This is a genomic window from Pseudoalteromonas sp. JC28, from assembly GCF_013319255.1.
In the GTDB taxonomy this organism is placed as follows: Bacteria; Pseudomonadota; Gammaproteobacteria; order Enterobacterales; family Alteromonadaceae; genus Pseudoalteromonas.
Genome location: NZ_QOKX01000007.1, coordinates 252,622 through 268,196, shown reverse-complemented (window position 1 = coordinate 268,196; position 15,575 = coordinate 252,622). Strand labels below are relative to the sequence as shown.

Below are 15,575 nucleotides of genomic sequence, written 5' to 3'. Positions count from 1 at the left end.
ATGGAAAAGATGAAGAATTTTGCATTAATTGGTGCGGCGGGCTATATCGCACCTCGTCATATGAAAGCCATTAAAGAAACTGGTAATCTGTTGTCGGTTGCCTATGACATCAATGATTCTGTGGGTATCATCGATAGTATTTCACCACAAAGTGAGTTTTTCACAGAGTTTGAGTGCTTCTATGACCATGCACATCGATTGAAGCGCGATGAAGCGACTAAGCTTGACTATGTTTCTGTTTGCTCACCTAACTATCTACACCACTCGCACATTACTGCTGGTCTGCGTTTGGGCTGTGATGTGATATGCGAAAAGCCTCTAGTACCGACGCTCGCTGAACTTGATGACCTAATTCAGGTTGAGCAAGAAACCGGCAAGAAAGTATTCAACATCTTACAGCTAAGACATCACCAAGCTATTTTAGATCTAAAAGATAAAGTCGCAAGTTCGTCAAATACCGACAAGCATGAAGTGGAGTTAACATACATTACTTCTCGTGGTAAGTGGTACATGCAAAGCTGGAAAGGCGATCCTAGAAAATCTTTTGGCGTGGCGACGAATATCGGTGTTCACTTTTTTGACATGCTGCACTTTATTTTTGGTGACTTACAGCGCAACGAATTGCATTTCATGAACAATGACAAAGCGGCTGGTTATTTAGAGTATGAAAATGCCAGAGTAAAATGGTTTTTGTCTATTGACTCTGAAGATTTACCAGAAGTCGTTAAAGGTAAGCAACCGACTTATCGCTCAATCACTTGTGATGGCGAAGAGTTAGAGTTTTCGGGCGGCTTTACCGATCTTCATACTGTTTCTTATCAGGAAATTTTAGCTGGCAGAGGCTATGGCTTAGAGGATGCACGTCACTGTATAGAAACCGTAAATGCAATCCGTCAAGGTAAAGTACATATTGAATCACAAGCGGATGTTCATCCGTTTTTACAAGGCAAGCTCTAATGGCCTACCAAAAGCATGAAAGCGCGATTGTGGATGACGGCGCTCAGATAGGTGAAGGCTCTCGGGTTTGGCATTTTGCACATGTTTGTGGTGGAGCCAAAATTGGTGCCGGCTGTTCGCTCGGGCAAAATGTTTTTGTCGGTAATAAAGTAGAGATTGGTAATAACGTTAAAATCCAGAACAACGTGTCAGTGTATGACAACGTTTATCTAGAAGACGATGTATTTTGTGGTCCGAGCATGGTATTCACTAACGTCTATAATCCGCGCTCGTTTATAGAGCGCAAAACTGAATACCGAGATACTCGCGTCCAGCAAGGCGCAACGCTTGGTGCAAATTGCACAATCGTGTGTGGCGTTACAATCGGCTCGTATGCGTTGATTGGTGCCGGCGCTGTAGTTAATAAAGACGTTCCCCCTTTTGCGCTCATGGTCGGAGTACCAGCGAAGCAAATCGGTTGGATCAGTAAATATGGCGAGCAATTAGACTTGCCCCTTGAAGGTGAAGGTCGTTGTGTTTGTCCGCATACTGGCGAGCAGTATGTACTAAACGGAAACCAACTTAGTCATCAATTTTAATGGAATGATGTAATGCAATTTATCGACTTAGCTGCACAGTATCAGCATTTAAAAACAAAAATAGATACACGGATCGCAGCGGTATTAGAACATGGTCAGTATATTATGGGGCCTGAAGTACAAGAGCTTGAAGCCGCATTGTCTGATTATGTAGGTGTAAAGCATACTATCACTTGTGCTAACGGTACTGATGCGCTGTCTTTAGCTCTGATGGCATTAGATGTGAAAGCAGGAGATGCCGTCTTTTGTCCAACTTTTACATTTTTCGCTTCCGCTGAGACTATCGCTTTTGCAGGAGCGACTCCCGTATTTGTCGATTCTGACGAAAAAACATTCAATATTTGTCCAGTCGATCTTGAAAACCGAATTAAGCAGGTAATAGACGCTGGTGAATTGAAACCTAAAGTGATTATGGCTGTGGATTTATTCGGCTTACCTGCTAATTATCCAGCGATTAAGGAAATTGCGGATAAATATCAACTAAAGATTATTGAAGACGCAGCGCAAGGGTTTGGTGGTGAGATTGATGGCAAACGTGCAGGCTCTTTTGCCGACATAGCTACAACCAGCTTTTTCCCTGCTAAGCCATTAGGATGCTATGGTGATGGCGGGGCGCTATTTACCGATAACGATGAATATGCTGCATTATTACAATCACTACGAGTCCATGGTAAAGGTAAAGACAAATACGATAATGTTCGCATCGGCATGAATAGCCGATTAGATACAATTCAAGCCGCTATTTTATTGGAGAAGCTTGCAGCTTTTCCTATCGAATTGGAGAATCGTAACCGCGCCGCCAAGAACTATACCAATGATCTACAGTCGCAGTTTGTTACGCCTTTTGTGCCTGAGGGATATTTAAGTTCATGGGCGCAATATACTATCCAAGTAGATAATCGTGAACAGGTAATGCAATCATATAAAGAACAAGGTATTCCGACCATGATTTACTATGGCACCTGTATGCACCAGCAAAGTGCTTTTGAGCATTTAGCTCATAAGAATGGTGACTTTCCGGTTGCTGAAAAACTGGCTAAGTCAGTATTGAGTCTGCCTATGCATGGATATTTATGCGCCGACAGTGCCGAATAATTTTGCTTGTGAGTGCTTAAAAGAATGAATATTTCTGTAGTTATTCCGCTTTTTAATAAAGCTGAATATATTGAACGAGCTGTTCATTCTGTACTATCTCAAAAACATCCAGCGAGTGAGATCATCGTCGTAGACGATGGCTCCACTGATGCTGGAGCGAGTGTAGTTGAAAAAATAAACAGTAGTAAGGTGAGATTATTACAGCAGGCTAACAAAGGCGTTTCTGCTGCAAGAAATGTTGGTGTTCGTGCTGCTAACGCTGAGTTTGTCGCATTCTTGGATGCTGATGATGTTTGGCATGATGACTTTTTGTCTAATATTCAATCTCTTTATCAAACTTTTCCCGATGCACGTATTTTTTGTACTGGCTATGAGTTCAATACAGCGGAAGGGAAGCGAGCTGCCAAAAACCAACACTTACTAGAAAATAGAGGGTTGCTGCAAGATTATTTTTTAGCGTGTTGTAATGCTGATTTACCAATAACCTCGTCATCTGTTTGCATTGCAAAAGATAGCTTGCTAAAAGTCGGTGGGTTTAAAGAAGGATTAAGCCTTGGTGAAGATCAGGCCGTATGGGGTAGCGTAGCTTGTCAGTGGCCAATTGCTTACGATAAGTCAGTGTCTGTGATGTATGATTTAACGGCTTCTAGTGTTGGGCAGTCGCCGTCGGATTTTGAACAGCCATCTCCACATATTTTTGAATTTCAGCGTTTGCTGGATGATGGTATTGTGCCTACGGAGCTTATTGGAAGTGTAAAATACCTACAACACCTTACCGTGATGAGCAGTGTAAAAAGTAATTTACTCATTGGTAATCGCATGAAAGCATTAAAGCTTCTGCTAACCCATCCTTTATTGCAATGGGATAGGTATCGCGTAGCTGCTTTTTTCTTACTAATAATGCCAAAGAGCTGGATCGCTCGTAGCTATATGGCTTTAAAGCATCGGAGATAAGCATGGTTAGAAAGCAGTTTCTGTTTTTCTTTCTAACATTAGCAATCATGAGTATTGGTATTATTGGTCAATACCATGTGCTGCCAACTAATGCTATTTTCGAATTGCTGGTTTTATGCACTTTTTTGTTTGTTGCTAAGCGCATGTGTCCAAGCGCATGGCTCGTGTTTAGCTGTAGCCTGCTTTATTTGATTATTACGTTAGCCTTAGCTAAGGCTCGCGGTATCCATCCTGTTGATTACTTTATTGCCTATAAAACTTTTTTTTATCTCGCTTTATTGTCATTTTTTTCCTCTAAAGTGTTATTCGAAGAAAAGCTACTTCGACGTTTTTGGCATATTCTTTTGGTACTATTTTTCATCAAATACGTTATATGGATTGGCCTTGGGCAAGAAGGTCGTCCAGGTATTTTTACCGAAAATAACTATGAAATCATGTTTGTACTGCTATTAGGGTGTGCGATTTGGGGCTTTAATCGCTCTTTATCATTATTCGACTGGATGGCATTAGGTGTGGTTACTTTTCTTTCAGGTTCTCGTTCCGGTGTGATCTGCTTTCTTGCAATGTTCACCATTTTCTATATTAAAGACTTTGGTTGGAAGACCATAATTAAGTTGCTTGTTGTTGCTATAATCGCAGCCGGTGTTGCTGCGACCTTTATTAGTCGTCTGTCGGGCGGTGATATTGAAGCAATCGATAGGGTGGTTTTTTTCCAAGGCTTTTTGAAAGCGATCTCAGGTTGGGGATGGCAGGAATATTTGATTGGTTCGCAAACACTTACAGCAATGCCCGAGAGTGTGTGCACAAGGCTGCAGTATTATCAGTCACTATTTAGTGCAGGCAAGCCTGGCGTGTGTTACTCAGTTATATTGCACACTTATCTCACTAGAGCAATATTTGACCATGGCTTTTTAGGATTATTATTTATCTTTTTGGCAGTGAATCAGCTACTCAAATTGAGCGATGTTTCACCGCGAGCAAGACTTGCCTGCATTAGTATTTTATTTTTAAATGGAGCATCAGTCAGCTCGATGAATAGTGTATATGCTATTGTTGGACTGATTATTGTTATGACCGCGTTGTATCCGGAGCGGTTGAAGTATTATGGTTCTTCGAGTGCAAAGTCAGCTAGAGAGCTAAATGCGTCCACTTAACTGTCATCTTCTTTACTTATAGTAAGCTGAGGGTTGAAAAGAGGCTAAAACTATGAAGATAACAGTTGTTGGTGCAGGTTATGTTGGGCTTTCCAACGCAATTCTTCTCGCGCAGCATAATCAAGTTACATTGCTAGATATAAACGAGTCCAAGGTGCGCTTGGTGAATGATAAGATTTCGCCTTTCTATGACCCTGAGATTTCAGAGTATCTGCTTTCGAAAGAGCTCGAATTAGTAGCCACAACATGTGCAAAGAGTGCTTTTGGTAACGCCGAGCTTGTTATAATCGCTACACCAACTGATTATGATCCAAAGACGAATTTTTTTAATACAAGTAGTGTAGAAAATGTAATAGGTAAATTGCTGACTATCAATTTTCAGGCGAAGATCGTAATAAAGTCTACAGTTCCTGTGGGATTCACCCGTAAAGCTAGGGAGCAGTTTAACTATGAGAGTATTATATTTTCTCCTGAATTCTTAAGAGAAGGTAAAGCGCTCCACGATAATTTATATCCATCAAGGATCATAATTGGTGCTAAATCAGAACATGCACAAGTTATAGCTAACCTTTTCCAACAGGGGGCATTAAAAGCAGATATAGATGTGCTTTTTAGTGGGTCAACAGAAGCCGAAGCGATCAAATTATTCTCGAATACTTATTTGGCGATGCGCGTAGCCTACTTTAATGAGTTAGATAGCTACGCAGAGTCTCATGGTTTAAACACAAAGCAAATTATCGAAGGGGTGTGCTTAGATCCAAGAATTGGTGATCATTATAATAACCCGTCTTTCGGATATGGCGGATATTGCTTACCTAAGGACACCAAGCAGCTGCTAGCGAACTACAAAGACGTACCAAACAACATCATTCAAGCGATTGTTGATGCAAACACAACAAGAAAGGACTTTATCGCTGAGTCTATTCTAAAGCGTAATCCCAAAACTGTAGGGATTTATCGCCTGATCATGAAGGCAGGATCCGACAATTTTAGAGCCTCATCTATTCAAGGGGTGATGAAGCGCATAAAAGCGAAAGGTGTTGAAGTCGTTGTTTATGAGCCAGTACTTGAAGAAGAAAGCTTCTTTAATTCTAGGGTACTTAATGACCTAAATGTATTCAAAAATAGCTGTGATGTAATCATCTCTAACCGCATGGTTGAGGAGTTACAAGACGTTACCGAAAAAGTCTACACAAGAGACCTTTTTGGCAGTGACTAGGCTAGACCTAATTGAGAATATACGTATAATAGTAAGCCTAATTCGTTAGGCTTATTTTTTAGGGAACGCAACGCATGGAATGCTGGTATTTGCTCTACTGTAAACCAAAACAAGAACACAGAGCACAGTCAAATCTTCAAAATCAAGGGATAGAGTCTTGCTTCCCAACTTTCGTAAAAAGAAAAACCTCTGGCTCAAAGGCGGTGGAGCAACCGCTGTTTCCACGATATTTATTTGTTAAGCTAGATCCACATTCTTCACACTTTTCTGCTGTAAAAAACACTCGCGGTGTTTCTGACTTTATTCGTTATGGTACCGATCTGCAAATGGTACCAGATGAACTCGTCGCTCAATTAATGAATAAAAATGAAATAGCGGACGAGCTCGACCTTCAAGAAGGCGACTTGGTTCAGTTAACAGACGGCTGTTACAAAGACATTCAGGCCATATATCAACAACCTGATGGAGAACTTCGTAGCATTTTATTAATTAAACTGCTTAACCATTATGCACAAATCGTTGTTGATAACTGTACAATAAAAAAGGTACAATAAAAACTTCATCCTTTATTCTTATTTAATTGTTATAAAAAGGGTGTACTCTGGTTTGGCTGTAAACTTCTTCACGTTGTTAGAAAGATTACATTAGCATAGCGGAACGTTTGCAATTTTGTAGCTGTAACTTAAAAGCTCAAACCAGTTCGTAGCAGCGACTTTATGTCGCGACAGAATGGTTCAGGCGCGGCTTTACGCTGCAAAAATATAAAGACTGTGGTCAACGTGGTAGGAGCGAGTTCACCTCGCGATCTTTTACGTAAACTGAAAACAGCATTTAGGAGCTGCAACCTAAGGGCGGAAGCGTGCCTAAATACCGTAGCAGCGGCTTTACGCCGCGAATACATAAACACCTGGCTTAATGTGGTAGGTGCGAGTTCACCTCGCGATCTTTTACTCAAACCGAAACCAGCATTTAGGAGCTGCAACCTAAGTACGAAAGCACGCCTGAATGCCGTAGCAGCGGCTTTACGCCGCGAATACATAAACACCTGGCTTAATGTGGTAGGAGCGAGTTCACCTCGCGATCTTTTACGAGCATTTAGGAGCTGCAACCTAAGTACGGAAGCGCGCCTGAATGCCGTAGCAGCGGCTTTACGCCGCGACAAAATGGTTCAGACGTGGCTTTACGCCGCGAAGACATAGACACCTTGGGTCAATGTGGTAGAGCGAGTTCACCTCGCGATCTTTTACGAGCATTTAGGAGCTGCAACCTAAGGGCGGAAGCGTGCTTGAATGCCGTAGCAGCGACTTTATGTCGTGACAGAATGGTTCAAACTCAGACATAGCAACTCTACGCCGCGACCAAGCACCAAAGATTAAATTGCAAATTAAGAAACAACAAAAACAACAATCTAAAAAATGAACTCAAACTTGATAAAGGCTTTTAACCACATCTCTAGGTAAAAACATAGAATATAGAGTGAGAACTTGCGCAAAACCTAGTACTCACTTGCGATTAACAATCGTGCATGCTTTAATTAGCCCACGAAATTTTTATTGCACCTCTACTATTTAATAAAGGGCAATAAAAGTAATGAAAAGAAAAGATTACAACACTTTTGGGAAGAAACAATGGCGCTACGCTGTAAAACTATCATTGCTTCAGCTGTTTTGATGACAATGAGCGGCTGTACACTTGTTCCTGGTGGCCATTTTGAAGGGATCGGCTCTGGCGAACAAACCGCAAATCTAGAACGCGACTTAGAAAAAGTAAATATTCACATCATCGACTCTCAGTTAGTTCAAGAACACAAAATCAAACAAGCCAAAAAAATTGACCGTTCGTCACTTGCTGGTATCGATGTCTCAAATTACGAATATCGTTTAGGCGTTGGGGATGTCATTACAATTGGCGTTTGGGATCACCCGGAACTTACGATCCCGGCTGCGGTACAAAGAACAGCCGAGTTTGATGGTTTCCGTGTTCAGTCTGATGGCACTGTTAACTTTGCCTACGCCCCAAAAGTTCCGGCAGTAGGTAGAACAGTAAATGAGTTACGTGAAGATCTTACTAAACGCTTAAGTCGTGTTATTGAAGAGCCCCAAATCGATGTCAAAGTGGTTGGCTTTAGAAGCCAAAAAACATACGTAACCGGTGAAGTAACCAAGCCGGGAGTATACCCAATCACAGAAACGCCAGTTACGCTAATTGATGCAATAAACCAAGCTGGTGGTCTGACTGAAAGCGCAGATTGGGAAACCGTAACTTTTACTCGTGGTGAGAAAACAGAGGTTATCCAGCTAGATGACTTCTATGCCGAGGGTGATATTTCACAAAACCGTTTGTTGCAACATGGCGATATTATTCATATCAGCCGCAATGACAAACGTAACGTGTATGTGTTAGGCGACGTAATTAAAGCGGGCAAAGTAGACGTAAACCGCTATGGTTTAAGCCTAGCTGAAGCACTAACGGATGTTGGTGGCTTTAACGAGCGTACAGCAGACGCAAACGGTGTTTTTGTCTTGCGTAAGCGCGACCTGCAAAAAGATGGTGTGCTTGCAGATGTATATCAGCTACATGCTAAAAACGTAGCCTCTCTAGTACTTGCTGAACAGTTTGAACTTGAGCCGCAAGATATTGTGTATGTGACTAGCGCGCCACTTGCTCGTTGGAACAAAGTTATCAGTTTATTATTGCCTTCACTGTCTACAGTGGATGCGATTCAAGATATAGAAAATCAGTAATTGTGAGTACTCATGTTTGATAGTGTTTTAATGGTTTGTGCTGGTAACATCTGCCGCAGTCCTACGGCAGAGTATCTGCTAAAAAACAAACTAAGTGGCAAAAATGTAGCTGTTTCGTCAGCTGGATTAACCGCCCTAGAAGGAAAAGCCGCTGATGCATTAGCGCAGGAGTTGGCGAAAGAACAAGGAATCGACATGAGTGAGCACCAAGGTCGCCAGTTAACTGGTACCTTGGTCGCACAAAATAGTCTCATCCTCGTAATGGAGCAAAGGCATTTAACTGACCTCTGCAGCCGTTACCCTCAAGCTCGTGGCAAAACCTTTTTACTTGGTAAATGGATTGGCGATAAAGAAATTCCAGATCCGTATCGCCAATCACGTGAAGCGTTTGAGCATGTTTATGAGCTTATCGATAGCGCCTGTGGCGCTTGGCAACAGTATTTATAAGGAATTGCGAGTATATGAATGCTCAGCCAAATCTAATTTCTCCGCAAAAATCTAAACAAGAAGATACGCAAGAGATCGACTTAATGGCACTCTTTGGTGCCTTATTAGACGCGAAATGGTTTATTGCAGGTATTACGTCTTTATTTATGCTGCTAGGTGTAGCTTACGCGATATTTAGCACGCCAATCTACCAAGCAACCGCAATGGTACAGGTAGAAGAAAAAGGCGGCTCAGTACCTGGCTTTGATGATATGTCTGGTATGTTTGAAAGTACCTCTGCCGCAGTAACCGAAATTGAGCTACTTAAATCAAGAAGCATAATAGGAGAAGCAGTAGACACACTTAACCTAGATACAGTGGTTGAGCCAAAACTCTTCCCACTATTTGGGGGGCGAAGCTTCCGTAAGTTTGTTCCACAAAACAAAGGTGAAGTGGCAGACCCAAGCTTTGGCGCAAATTCTTATGCATGGGGCGGTGAAAAGGTAGAGATCCACCGTTTTAGAGTGCCTAAAAGCGCAGAGGGAGCAGAGTTCACATTATTAGCGCAAACGGATGATAGTTTTGTTCTACTAAATGCTGAAGACGAGGAAGTGCTTTCAGGCAAAGTGGGAGAAGAAGTCAAATCAGGTCAGTTTGAATTAATCATCAAAACACTCATTGCACGACCAGAGACTGAATTTTCAATTATAAAGCGTAACAGATTACAGACTATATTGGACTTACAAAGCGCTATTTCTGCATCTGAAAAAGGTAAGGACTCTGGCATTATCAATCTTGCGCTTCAAGATAAAACCCCAGCGTATGCAGAAAAAGTACTCGATAAAGTTGCGAGTATTTACGTGCGCCGTAATGTGGAGCGTAATAGCGCGGAGGCACAGCAGTCTCTTGATTTTTTAGAGGTGCAGCTTCCAGAAGTTAAACGTAACCTAGAACGTGCTGAAAAAGCCTTTAATGACTACCAAATTCGCCAAGAATCCATTGATATTAGCCTAGAAACACAGGGCGTTTTAGAACAAATTGTTGCATTAGAAACTAAACTGCAAGAACTAGAATTAAAGCGCTTGGAGCTTGGCCGTAAATTTAAACGTGAACACCCCTCTTACCGCGGTGTTATTGAGCAAATTGATACTGTTAAGCAACAAAGAAATGAATTAACTGGCGAGGTGCAAGGGCTACCTGAGACTCAGCGAGAGTTGCTACGTTTGAAACGTGATGTTGAAGTAAATAATGAAATCTACACTCTGCTACTAGGCAAAACTCAAGAGCTGGATATTGTTCGGGCCGGTACGGTAGGTAACGTTCGTATTGTTGACTATGCGGAAGTAAATACAACAGAACCTGTGAAGCCCAAAAAAGCACTAATCGTTGTGATGGCAACCATGTTGGGCGGAATGTTAGCCGTTGCGATTGTACTGGTGCAAAAAGCGCTGCACAAAGGTATTGAAGACCCAGCGGAAATAGAAGCATTAGGTTTGCCTGTATACGCAAGCGTGCCATTCTCAGAGTACCAAGTAAAACTCACAGGTTTTGCAAAAGCGCGCAAGGGCAAAGTGGCAAAGGCAAAATCGATACTCGCCATGGATAACCCTGCAGACCTTTCCGTTGAGGCGCTACGTAGCCTCCGTACTAGCTTGCACTTTGCTATGCTAGAAGCAAAAAACAATGTTATTGCTATCTCAGGCCCAAGTCCTGGCGTGGGTAAATCCTTTATTACCGTAAACCTTGCCACTGTGCTGGCGCAAAGTGGCAAACGCATTCTTGTTATTGACGCTGATATGCGTAAAGGATACCTGCAAACTCAGTTTGGCATGAAATGGGATGACGGTTTAAGTGACTACCTCTCTGGCCGATTGAATTTAGCGCAGGTGATTAAGCCAAGCCAAGTTGAAGGTTTGCAAGTAATGACCCGAGGCCAAATACCTCCTAACCCTTCAGAGCTACTAATGCATGAAAACTTTAGCAAGTTGATTGGTGAAGTGAGCAAAATGTACGACTTAGTTATTGTTGATACTCCTCCAATCTTAGCGGTGACAGACCCTGCTATTGTGAGTGCGCATGCAGGCACAACATTACTAGTAACCCGTTTTGGTCAAAACCATGCAAAAGAGCTAGAAATTACACTAAATCGTTTTGAGCAAAATGGTATTGATGTAAAAGGGGTGGTATTCAACGGTGTTGTTCGTAAATCAACTAATGCCTATGGTTACTACGGCTACTACAACTACGAGTACAAATCAGATAAATAATATTGCATATGAATAGAGAGATTAATATACATGAAAAAAATGTCTTTTATTCTGAAGTTAAGTGTCAATTAGGAGAAGGGATTTATTATGATGAAACAACAGAACGGCTACTTTGGTTGGATATTACAGAGTCGACCCTTTTTGTTTCAGGCTTAGAATGCCCCCTGAATGTAACTTCATTTCAATTGAGCTTGAATCCTAGTACTATCTTTAAAGTTGAATGGCCGAATGTTTATATTTCAGACTCTAAAGGAATTTTAAATTTTAATTGTATCTCACTTGAGTCGAACAGAGTATTAAATCTACATTTGGACTCTTCCCGAGGTTTAGATATGAGAACCAACGATGGAGTAATGATTAAGGATAAGTATTTCTTCGGTAGTATGGCTAAAACTCCCAAGGAAAACGAAGGTCAACTATTTTTATATGATGAGAAAAAAGAACATTTGTCATTTTCTAACTTTCATATTTCAATTCCAAATACTTTTATAGAGCTAGAAAATTGTGTGTTGATCAGCGATTCTTTTGAGCAAAAAATTTATAAATATTCCAAAAACAATTTGCTAGTTGAAAGACAGGAGTGGCATGATTTTTCTAAATCTGCCATGACACCAGATGGAGGGTGCAAGTCGCCAAATGGTGTAATTTATATCACAATGTGGGGTGGTGGGTGTGTAAAATCTTTTGATCAAAATGGAAATGAATTATGTGAGTTCATTCTGCCAGTACCCCAACCAACAAATTGTGTTTTAATTGAAGGCTCACTTTACATAACTACTGCACGAGAGGGGCTTTCGTTAGAACAGCTAAAAAAATACCCGCTGTCAGGTGCTATTTTTAAAATTGATTTAGGAGAAACTAGTGAGCAAGTCATTGGTTAGTGTTGTAATTCGTACTTTGAATGAAGAGCGATATTTGGAAGAGTTGCTCACAAAAATTAGTGCTCAAAAGTCTTCATTGTTTGATGTAGAGGTTGTAATCGTTGATTCTGGCTCTACTGATAATACACTATCAATAGCTAAAAAGTATGGGTGCAGAATTACTTATATTAAAAAGGAAGAATTTACTTTCGGTCGTTCTTTGAATATTGGCTGTAGTTTTGCTAATGGTGAATATCTTGTTTTTATTAGTGGTCATTGTATTCCTTGTGATGAGTATTGGATAGAAAACCTAGTAAAGCCGCTCGTTAGTGATTGTCATTACAGCTATGGCAGGCAGTTGGGACGAGATTCTACTAAATTTAGTGAACGTCAGCTTTTTTTGAAATACTTTCCTAGCACATCCTCAATTCCCCAAGAAGGCTTCTTTTGTAACAATGCAAATGCTGCATTAAGAAAGGATATATGGTCTAGATTTTTGTTTGATGAACAGTTAACAGGCTGTGAAGATATGTTCCTCGCTAAAGAAATTGTAAATAACGATGGGCTAATCGGGTATGTTGCTAACGCAGGTGTGTATCACATACATGATGAAACCTGGCAAAAAGTACGGATTCGTTATGAACGTGAAGCGATTGCCTTACAGCAAATCATGCCTCAAATACATATTAGTTTTTTTGATATGTTAGAGTTTATTACCGTTGGGATTATAAAAGATGTAAAAATGTCACTCCAGCAAGGCATATTTATTAAAGAAGCGTATTCAATAATTCGCTTTAGGTTTGCTCAATACTATGGAGCCTATAAAGGTAATCATATACATCGCAAGCTATCGCAGCAAATGAAGTTAAAATATTTCTATCCTAGAGTAACAGATATGAAAGTGACTACAGAATATAAAGAAGTTAAAGGATCTGATAAATGACCAAAATAGTCGCGTTATTACCAATAAAAGCAAATAGTGAGCGAGTAAAAGGAAAAAACTTCCGCGAGCTTGCAGGGAAGCCTCTCTTTCAGTGGATACTTGATGCTTTACTTAGCAATAGTGATATAGATCAGGTGGTTATTAATACAGACGCTAAGGATATATTGGTAGAGAATGGTCTCAAAGAAAGTGAAAGAGTCGTTATTCGTGAAAGAAAACCAGAGCTGTGTGGTGATTTGGTTAGTATGAATTTAATATTGGCAGATGATATAGAAGCTGTACCAGCCGATATCTACCTAATGACCCACACAACCAACCCTTTAATCACTCAAAATACAATAAAGAAAGCTATACAAACTTTTGCAACACAAAAGGAATTTGATTCGTTATTTAGTGTTAACAAAATACAGACACGATTTTATCGTGCAGATGTTTCACCTGTTAATCACGATCCTGATAATTTAATACGTACCCAAGATTTAGAGCCTTGGTTTGAAGAAAACTCATGTCTGTTTCTTTTTACGGAACAAAGCTTCACTAAAACTAATGCACGAATTGGAAAGAAGCCAATGATGTATTTAACACCTGCTCTAGAGTCTATAGATATAGATGAACCTGAAGATTGGGAATTAGCGAGTGCACTTGCTGAACGTATTGTTAATAATAATAAAGGGATTTAATATGAAAGTTTTAGTAACTTGTCCACCCATGATTGGACTATTTGAAGAGTTCATTGAGCCAGCAAAAGAATTAGGCTTAGAAATTGTAGCTGCAAAAACTACACAAGTTCTTACTGAAGACGAGTTAATTGAACTTCTACCTGAGTACCAAGGGTGGATAATTGGTGATGATCCAGCTACTCGAAAAGTTTTTGAAGCCGCAGTGAAAGGAAAATTAAAAGCCGCTGTGAAATGGGGAATTGGCATTGATAATGTTGACTTTGAAGCCTGTAAAGATTTAGGTATTCCCATAACCAACACTCCGAATATGTTTGGTGGTGAGGTTGCTGATGTAGCTATATCAATGTTACTAGCTTTGACAAGGCAAACTCACTTTATTGATCGAGAGATCAGAAATAATTTTTCTTGGCCAAAACCTGCAGGGCTAAGTATTAGTAATAAAAGGATTGGAATTGTAGGGTTTGGCGACATTGGTCAGAGTGTAGCAAAGAGATTAACTGGATTTGATGTTGAAGTGATTGCTTATGATCCAGGAGTAACTGGAACAAAAGGCTTTCCATTTGTAGAAAGAGCTGAGTTTCCTGAGCTATTAGGTACTCTTGACGTGCTAATATTTACATGTTCATTAAATAGATATAACTATCATATGCTTAATCATTCTACTATTAATTTATTAAAAGACAGTTCTATCGTTATTAACGTAGCAAGGGGGGCTCTAATTGATGAGGCATCACTAATTAGCTCTTTACAGTCAGGAAAGATAAGAGCCGCAGGTTTAGATGTGTTTGAAGTTGAGCCATTACCGAAAAGCTCACCACTTAGAGATATGCCTCAGTGTATATTTGGTTCTCATAATGGAAGTAATGCTGTTGAAGGTGTACAAAGAGCTACCTACAAAGCACTTAGTTCTATTTCAGAATTTTTATTGGCAAAATCATGAGTAAAAAATATGTACTAGTCACTGGTTCTGCAGGTGGGATAGGGCAAGCATTAACAAATAAATTTATTGCAGAAGGATTTATTGTTTTAGGTGTAGATCAATGCAAGCAGTTAGCAAGTGATAAGTTAATTCCTCTACAAATTGATTTAAGCAAGATCGTAAATGATCCTACTTATTTAAATGAGTTCATTAACTCTGTTGTGCACCTAACTCAAGAAGATGGTATCAGTTATTTAATTAATAATGCAGCAGAACAGATTTTAAATTCAATTGAAAATATAACGATTGAAGAGTGGATGAGAAGTTTTGATATTAATCTACATGCACCTTTCATTTTAATTAAAGTTTTTTATGAAAATTTAGTAAAAAATAATGGTGCTGTGGTAAATATTAGTTCTATACATGCAAGATTAACAAAAAAAGAGTTTTCAGCTTATGCAACATCTAAGGCTGCTTTGAGTGCTCTAACGCGTAACTTAGCATTGGACTTTGGTGGTAAAGTGCGTATTAACGCGATAGAACCTGCCGCGATAGCAACAAAAATGTTACAAGCAGGGTTTGAAGGTAAATTGGAAGAGTTTTCAAAATTGGAATCGTTTCACCCTCAGGGAAGGATTGGCTTACCTGAAGAAGTTGCCAGTTTAGCTTACTATTTGACTACGAATGAATCCCGTTTTTTACATGGAAGTTGTATATCAATAGATGGTGGCATATCAAGTTGTCTGAGTGACCCTTCTTAACTTTGTTTTATAAGGGCT

At 40.1% G+C, this 15,575-nt stretch carries 15 protein-coding genes; all 15 read left to right on the top strand.

Annotated elements, in window-relative coordinates; all coding sequences use genetic code 11:
- Positions 1-9: 9 nt before the first annotated feature.
- Positions 10-957, top strand: coding sequence for a Gfo/Idh/MocA family protein (locus DS891_RS16680; RefSeq protein ID WP_174170409.1), 948 nt, complete (start codon positions 10-12; stop codon positions 955-957).
- On the top strand, positions 957-1,535 hold the full coding sequence (locus DS891_RS16675) for an acyltransferase (protein WP_045962981.1): 579 nt from the start codon (positions 957-959) through the stop codon (positions 1,533-1,535). The genes DS891_RS16680 and DS891_RS16675 overlap by 1 nt, the downstream gene beginning before the upstream one ends.
- Before the next feature lie 12 nt (positions 1,536-1,547).
- Entirely contained in the window at positions 1,548-2,630 is a 1,083-nt protein-coding gene (locus DS891_RS16670) for a DegT/DnrJ/EryC1/StrS aminotransferase family protein (RefSeq protein WP_174170408.1), read from the top strand.
- Positions 2,631-2,654: 24 nt separating this feature from the next.
- On the top strand, positions 2,655-3,584 hold the full coding sequence (locus DS891_RS16665; protein ID WP_174170407.1) for a glycosyltransferase family A protein: 930 nt from the start codon (positions 2,655-2,657) through the stop codon (positions 3,582-3,584).
- A gap of 2 nt (positions 3,585-3,586) precedes the next feature.
- Positions 3,587-4,738: a hypothetical protein gene (locus tag DS891_RS16660; RefSeq protein WP_174170406.1), complete on the top strand. Its 1,152-nt coding sequence runs from the start codon at positions 3,587-3,589 to the stop codon at positions 4,736-4,738.
- Positions 4,739-4,790: 52 nt separating this feature from the next.
- Entirely contained in the window at positions 4,791-5,957 is a 1,167-nt protein-coding gene (locus tag DS891_RS16655) for a nucleotide sugar dehydrogenase (RefSeq protein WP_174170405.1), read from the top strand.
- Positions 5,958-6,031: 74 nt separating this feature from the next.
- Positions 6,032-6,511 (top strand): transcription/translation regulatory transformer protein RfaH, encoded by a 480-nt coding sequence (gene rfaH / locus DS891_RS16650; protein ID WP_174170404.1) that lies wholly within the window; start codon positions 6,032-6,034, stop codon positions 6,509-6,511.
- 1,074 nt (positions 6,512-7,585) lie between these two features.
- Positions 7,586-8,701, top strand: a complete 1,116-nt coding sequence (locus DS891_RS16645) for a polysaccharide export protein (protein WP_174170403.1) — start codon at positions 7,586-7,588, stop codon at positions 8,699-8,701.
- 12 nt (positions 8,702-8,713) lie between these two features.
- Positions 8,714-9,148 carry a low molecular weight protein-tyrosine-phosphatase gene (locus DS891_RS16640; protein WP_010605767.1) on the top strand — a complete coding sequence of 145 codons (435 nt, stop codon included), beginning with the start codon at positions 8,714-8,716 and terminating at the stop codon, positions 9,146-9,148.
- A gap of 14 nt (positions 9,149-9,162) precedes the next feature.
- The gene (locus tag DS891_RS16635) at positions 9,163-11,394 is read left to right on the top strand and encodes a polysaccharide biosynthesis tyrosine autokinase (protein ID WP_174170402.1); all 2,232 of its coding nucleotides are present in this window, start codon (positions 9,163-9,165) and stop codon (positions 11,392-11,394) included.
- A gap of 8 nt (positions 11,395-11,402) precedes the next feature.
- Positions 11,403-12,275 (top strand): SMP-30/gluconolactonase/LRE family protein, encoded by an 873-nt coding sequence (locus DS891_RS16630; RefSeq protein ID WP_174170401.1) that lies wholly within the window; start codon positions 11,403-11,405, stop codon positions 12,273-12,275.
- A complete protein-coding gene (locus DS891_RS16625; protein WP_174170400.1) occupies positions 12,256-13,197 on the top strand; it encodes a glycosyltransferase in 942 nt (313 codons plus the stop codon). Before DS891_RS16630 ends, DS891_RS16625 begins: the two co-directional genes overlap by 20 nt.
- A complete protein-coding gene (locus DS891_RS16620) occupies positions 13,194-13,877 on the top strand; it encodes an acylneuraminate cytidylyltransferase family protein (protein WP_174170399.1) in 684 nt (227 codons plus the stop codon). The genes DS891_RS16625 and DS891_RS16620 overlap by 4 nt, the downstream gene beginning before the upstream one ends.
- A gap of 1 nt (position 13,878) precedes the next feature.
- Positions 13,879-14,817, top strand: coding sequence for a phosphoglycerate dehydrogenase (locus DS891_RS16615; protein ID WP_174170398.1), 939 nt, complete (start codon positions 13,879-13,881; stop codon positions 14,815-14,817).
- Positions 14,814-15,557 carry an SDR family NAD(P)-dependent oxidoreductase gene (locus DS891_RS16610; protein WP_174170397.1) on the top strand — a complete coding sequence of 248 codons (744 nt, stop codon included), beginning with the start codon at positions 14,814-14,816 and terminating at the stop codon, positions 15,555-15,557. Before DS891_RS16615 ends, DS891_RS16610 begins: the two co-directional genes overlap by 4 nt.
- Positions 15,558-15,575: the final 18 nt, after the last annotated feature.

Bases quoted from the DNA above. Each gene is read 5' to 3' on its own strand.
- DS891_RS16675 (WP_045962981.1), top strand. From the start codon at position 957: ATGGCCTACCAAAAGCATGAAAGCGCGATTGTGGATGACGGCGCTCAG.
- DS891_RS16610 (WP_174170397.1), top strand. From the start codon at position 14,814: ATGAGTAAAAAATATGTACTAGTCACTGGTTCTGCAGGTGGGATAGGG.
- DS891_RS16655 (WP_174170405.1), top strand. From the start codon at position 4,791: ATGAAGATAACAGTTGTTGGTGCAGGTTATGTTGGGCTTTCCAACGCA.
- DS891_RS16640 (WP_010605767.1), top strand. From the start codon at position 8,714: ATGTTTGATAGTGTTTTAATGGTTTGTGCTGGTAACATCTGCCGCAGT.
- DS891_RS16635 (WP_174170402.1), top strand. From the start codon at position 9,163: ATGAATGCTCAGCCAAATCTAATTTCTCCGCAAAAATCTAAACAAGAA.
- DS891_RS16665 (WP_174170407.1), top strand. From the start codon at position 2,655: ATGAATATTTCTGTAGTTATTCCGCTTTTTAATAAAGCTGAATATATT.
- DS891_RS16660 (WP_174170406.1), top strand. From the start codon at position 3,587: ATGGTTAGAAAGCAGTTTCTGTTTTTCTTTCTAACATTAGCAATCATG.
- DS891_RS16615 (WP_174170398.1), top strand. From the start codon at position 13,879: ATGAAAGTTTTAGTAACTTGTCCACCCATGATTGGACTATTTGAAGAG.
- DS891_RS16670 (WP_174170408.1), top strand. From the start codon at position 1,548: ATGCAATTTATCGACTTAGCTGCACAGTATCAGCATTTAAAAACAAAA.
- rfaH (WP_174170404.1), top strand. From the start codon at position 6,032: ATGGAATGCTGGTATTTGCTCTACTGTAAACCAAAACAAGAACACAGA.
- DS891_RS16645 (WP_174170403.1), top strand. From the start codon at position 7,586: ATGGCGCTACGCTGTAAAACTATCATTGCTTCAGCTGTTTTGATGACA.
- DS891_RS16630 (WP_174170401.1), top strand. From the start codon at position 11,403: ATGAATAGAGAGATTAATATACATGAAAAAAATGTCTTTTATTCTGAA.
- DS891_RS16620 (WP_174170399.1), top strand. From the start codon at position 13,194: ATGACCAAAATAGTCGCGTTATTACCAATAAAAGCAAATAGTGAGCGA.
- DS891_RS16680 (WP_174170409.1), top strand. From the start codon at position 10: ATGAAGAATTTTGCATTAATTGGTGCGGCGGGCTATATCGCACCTCGT.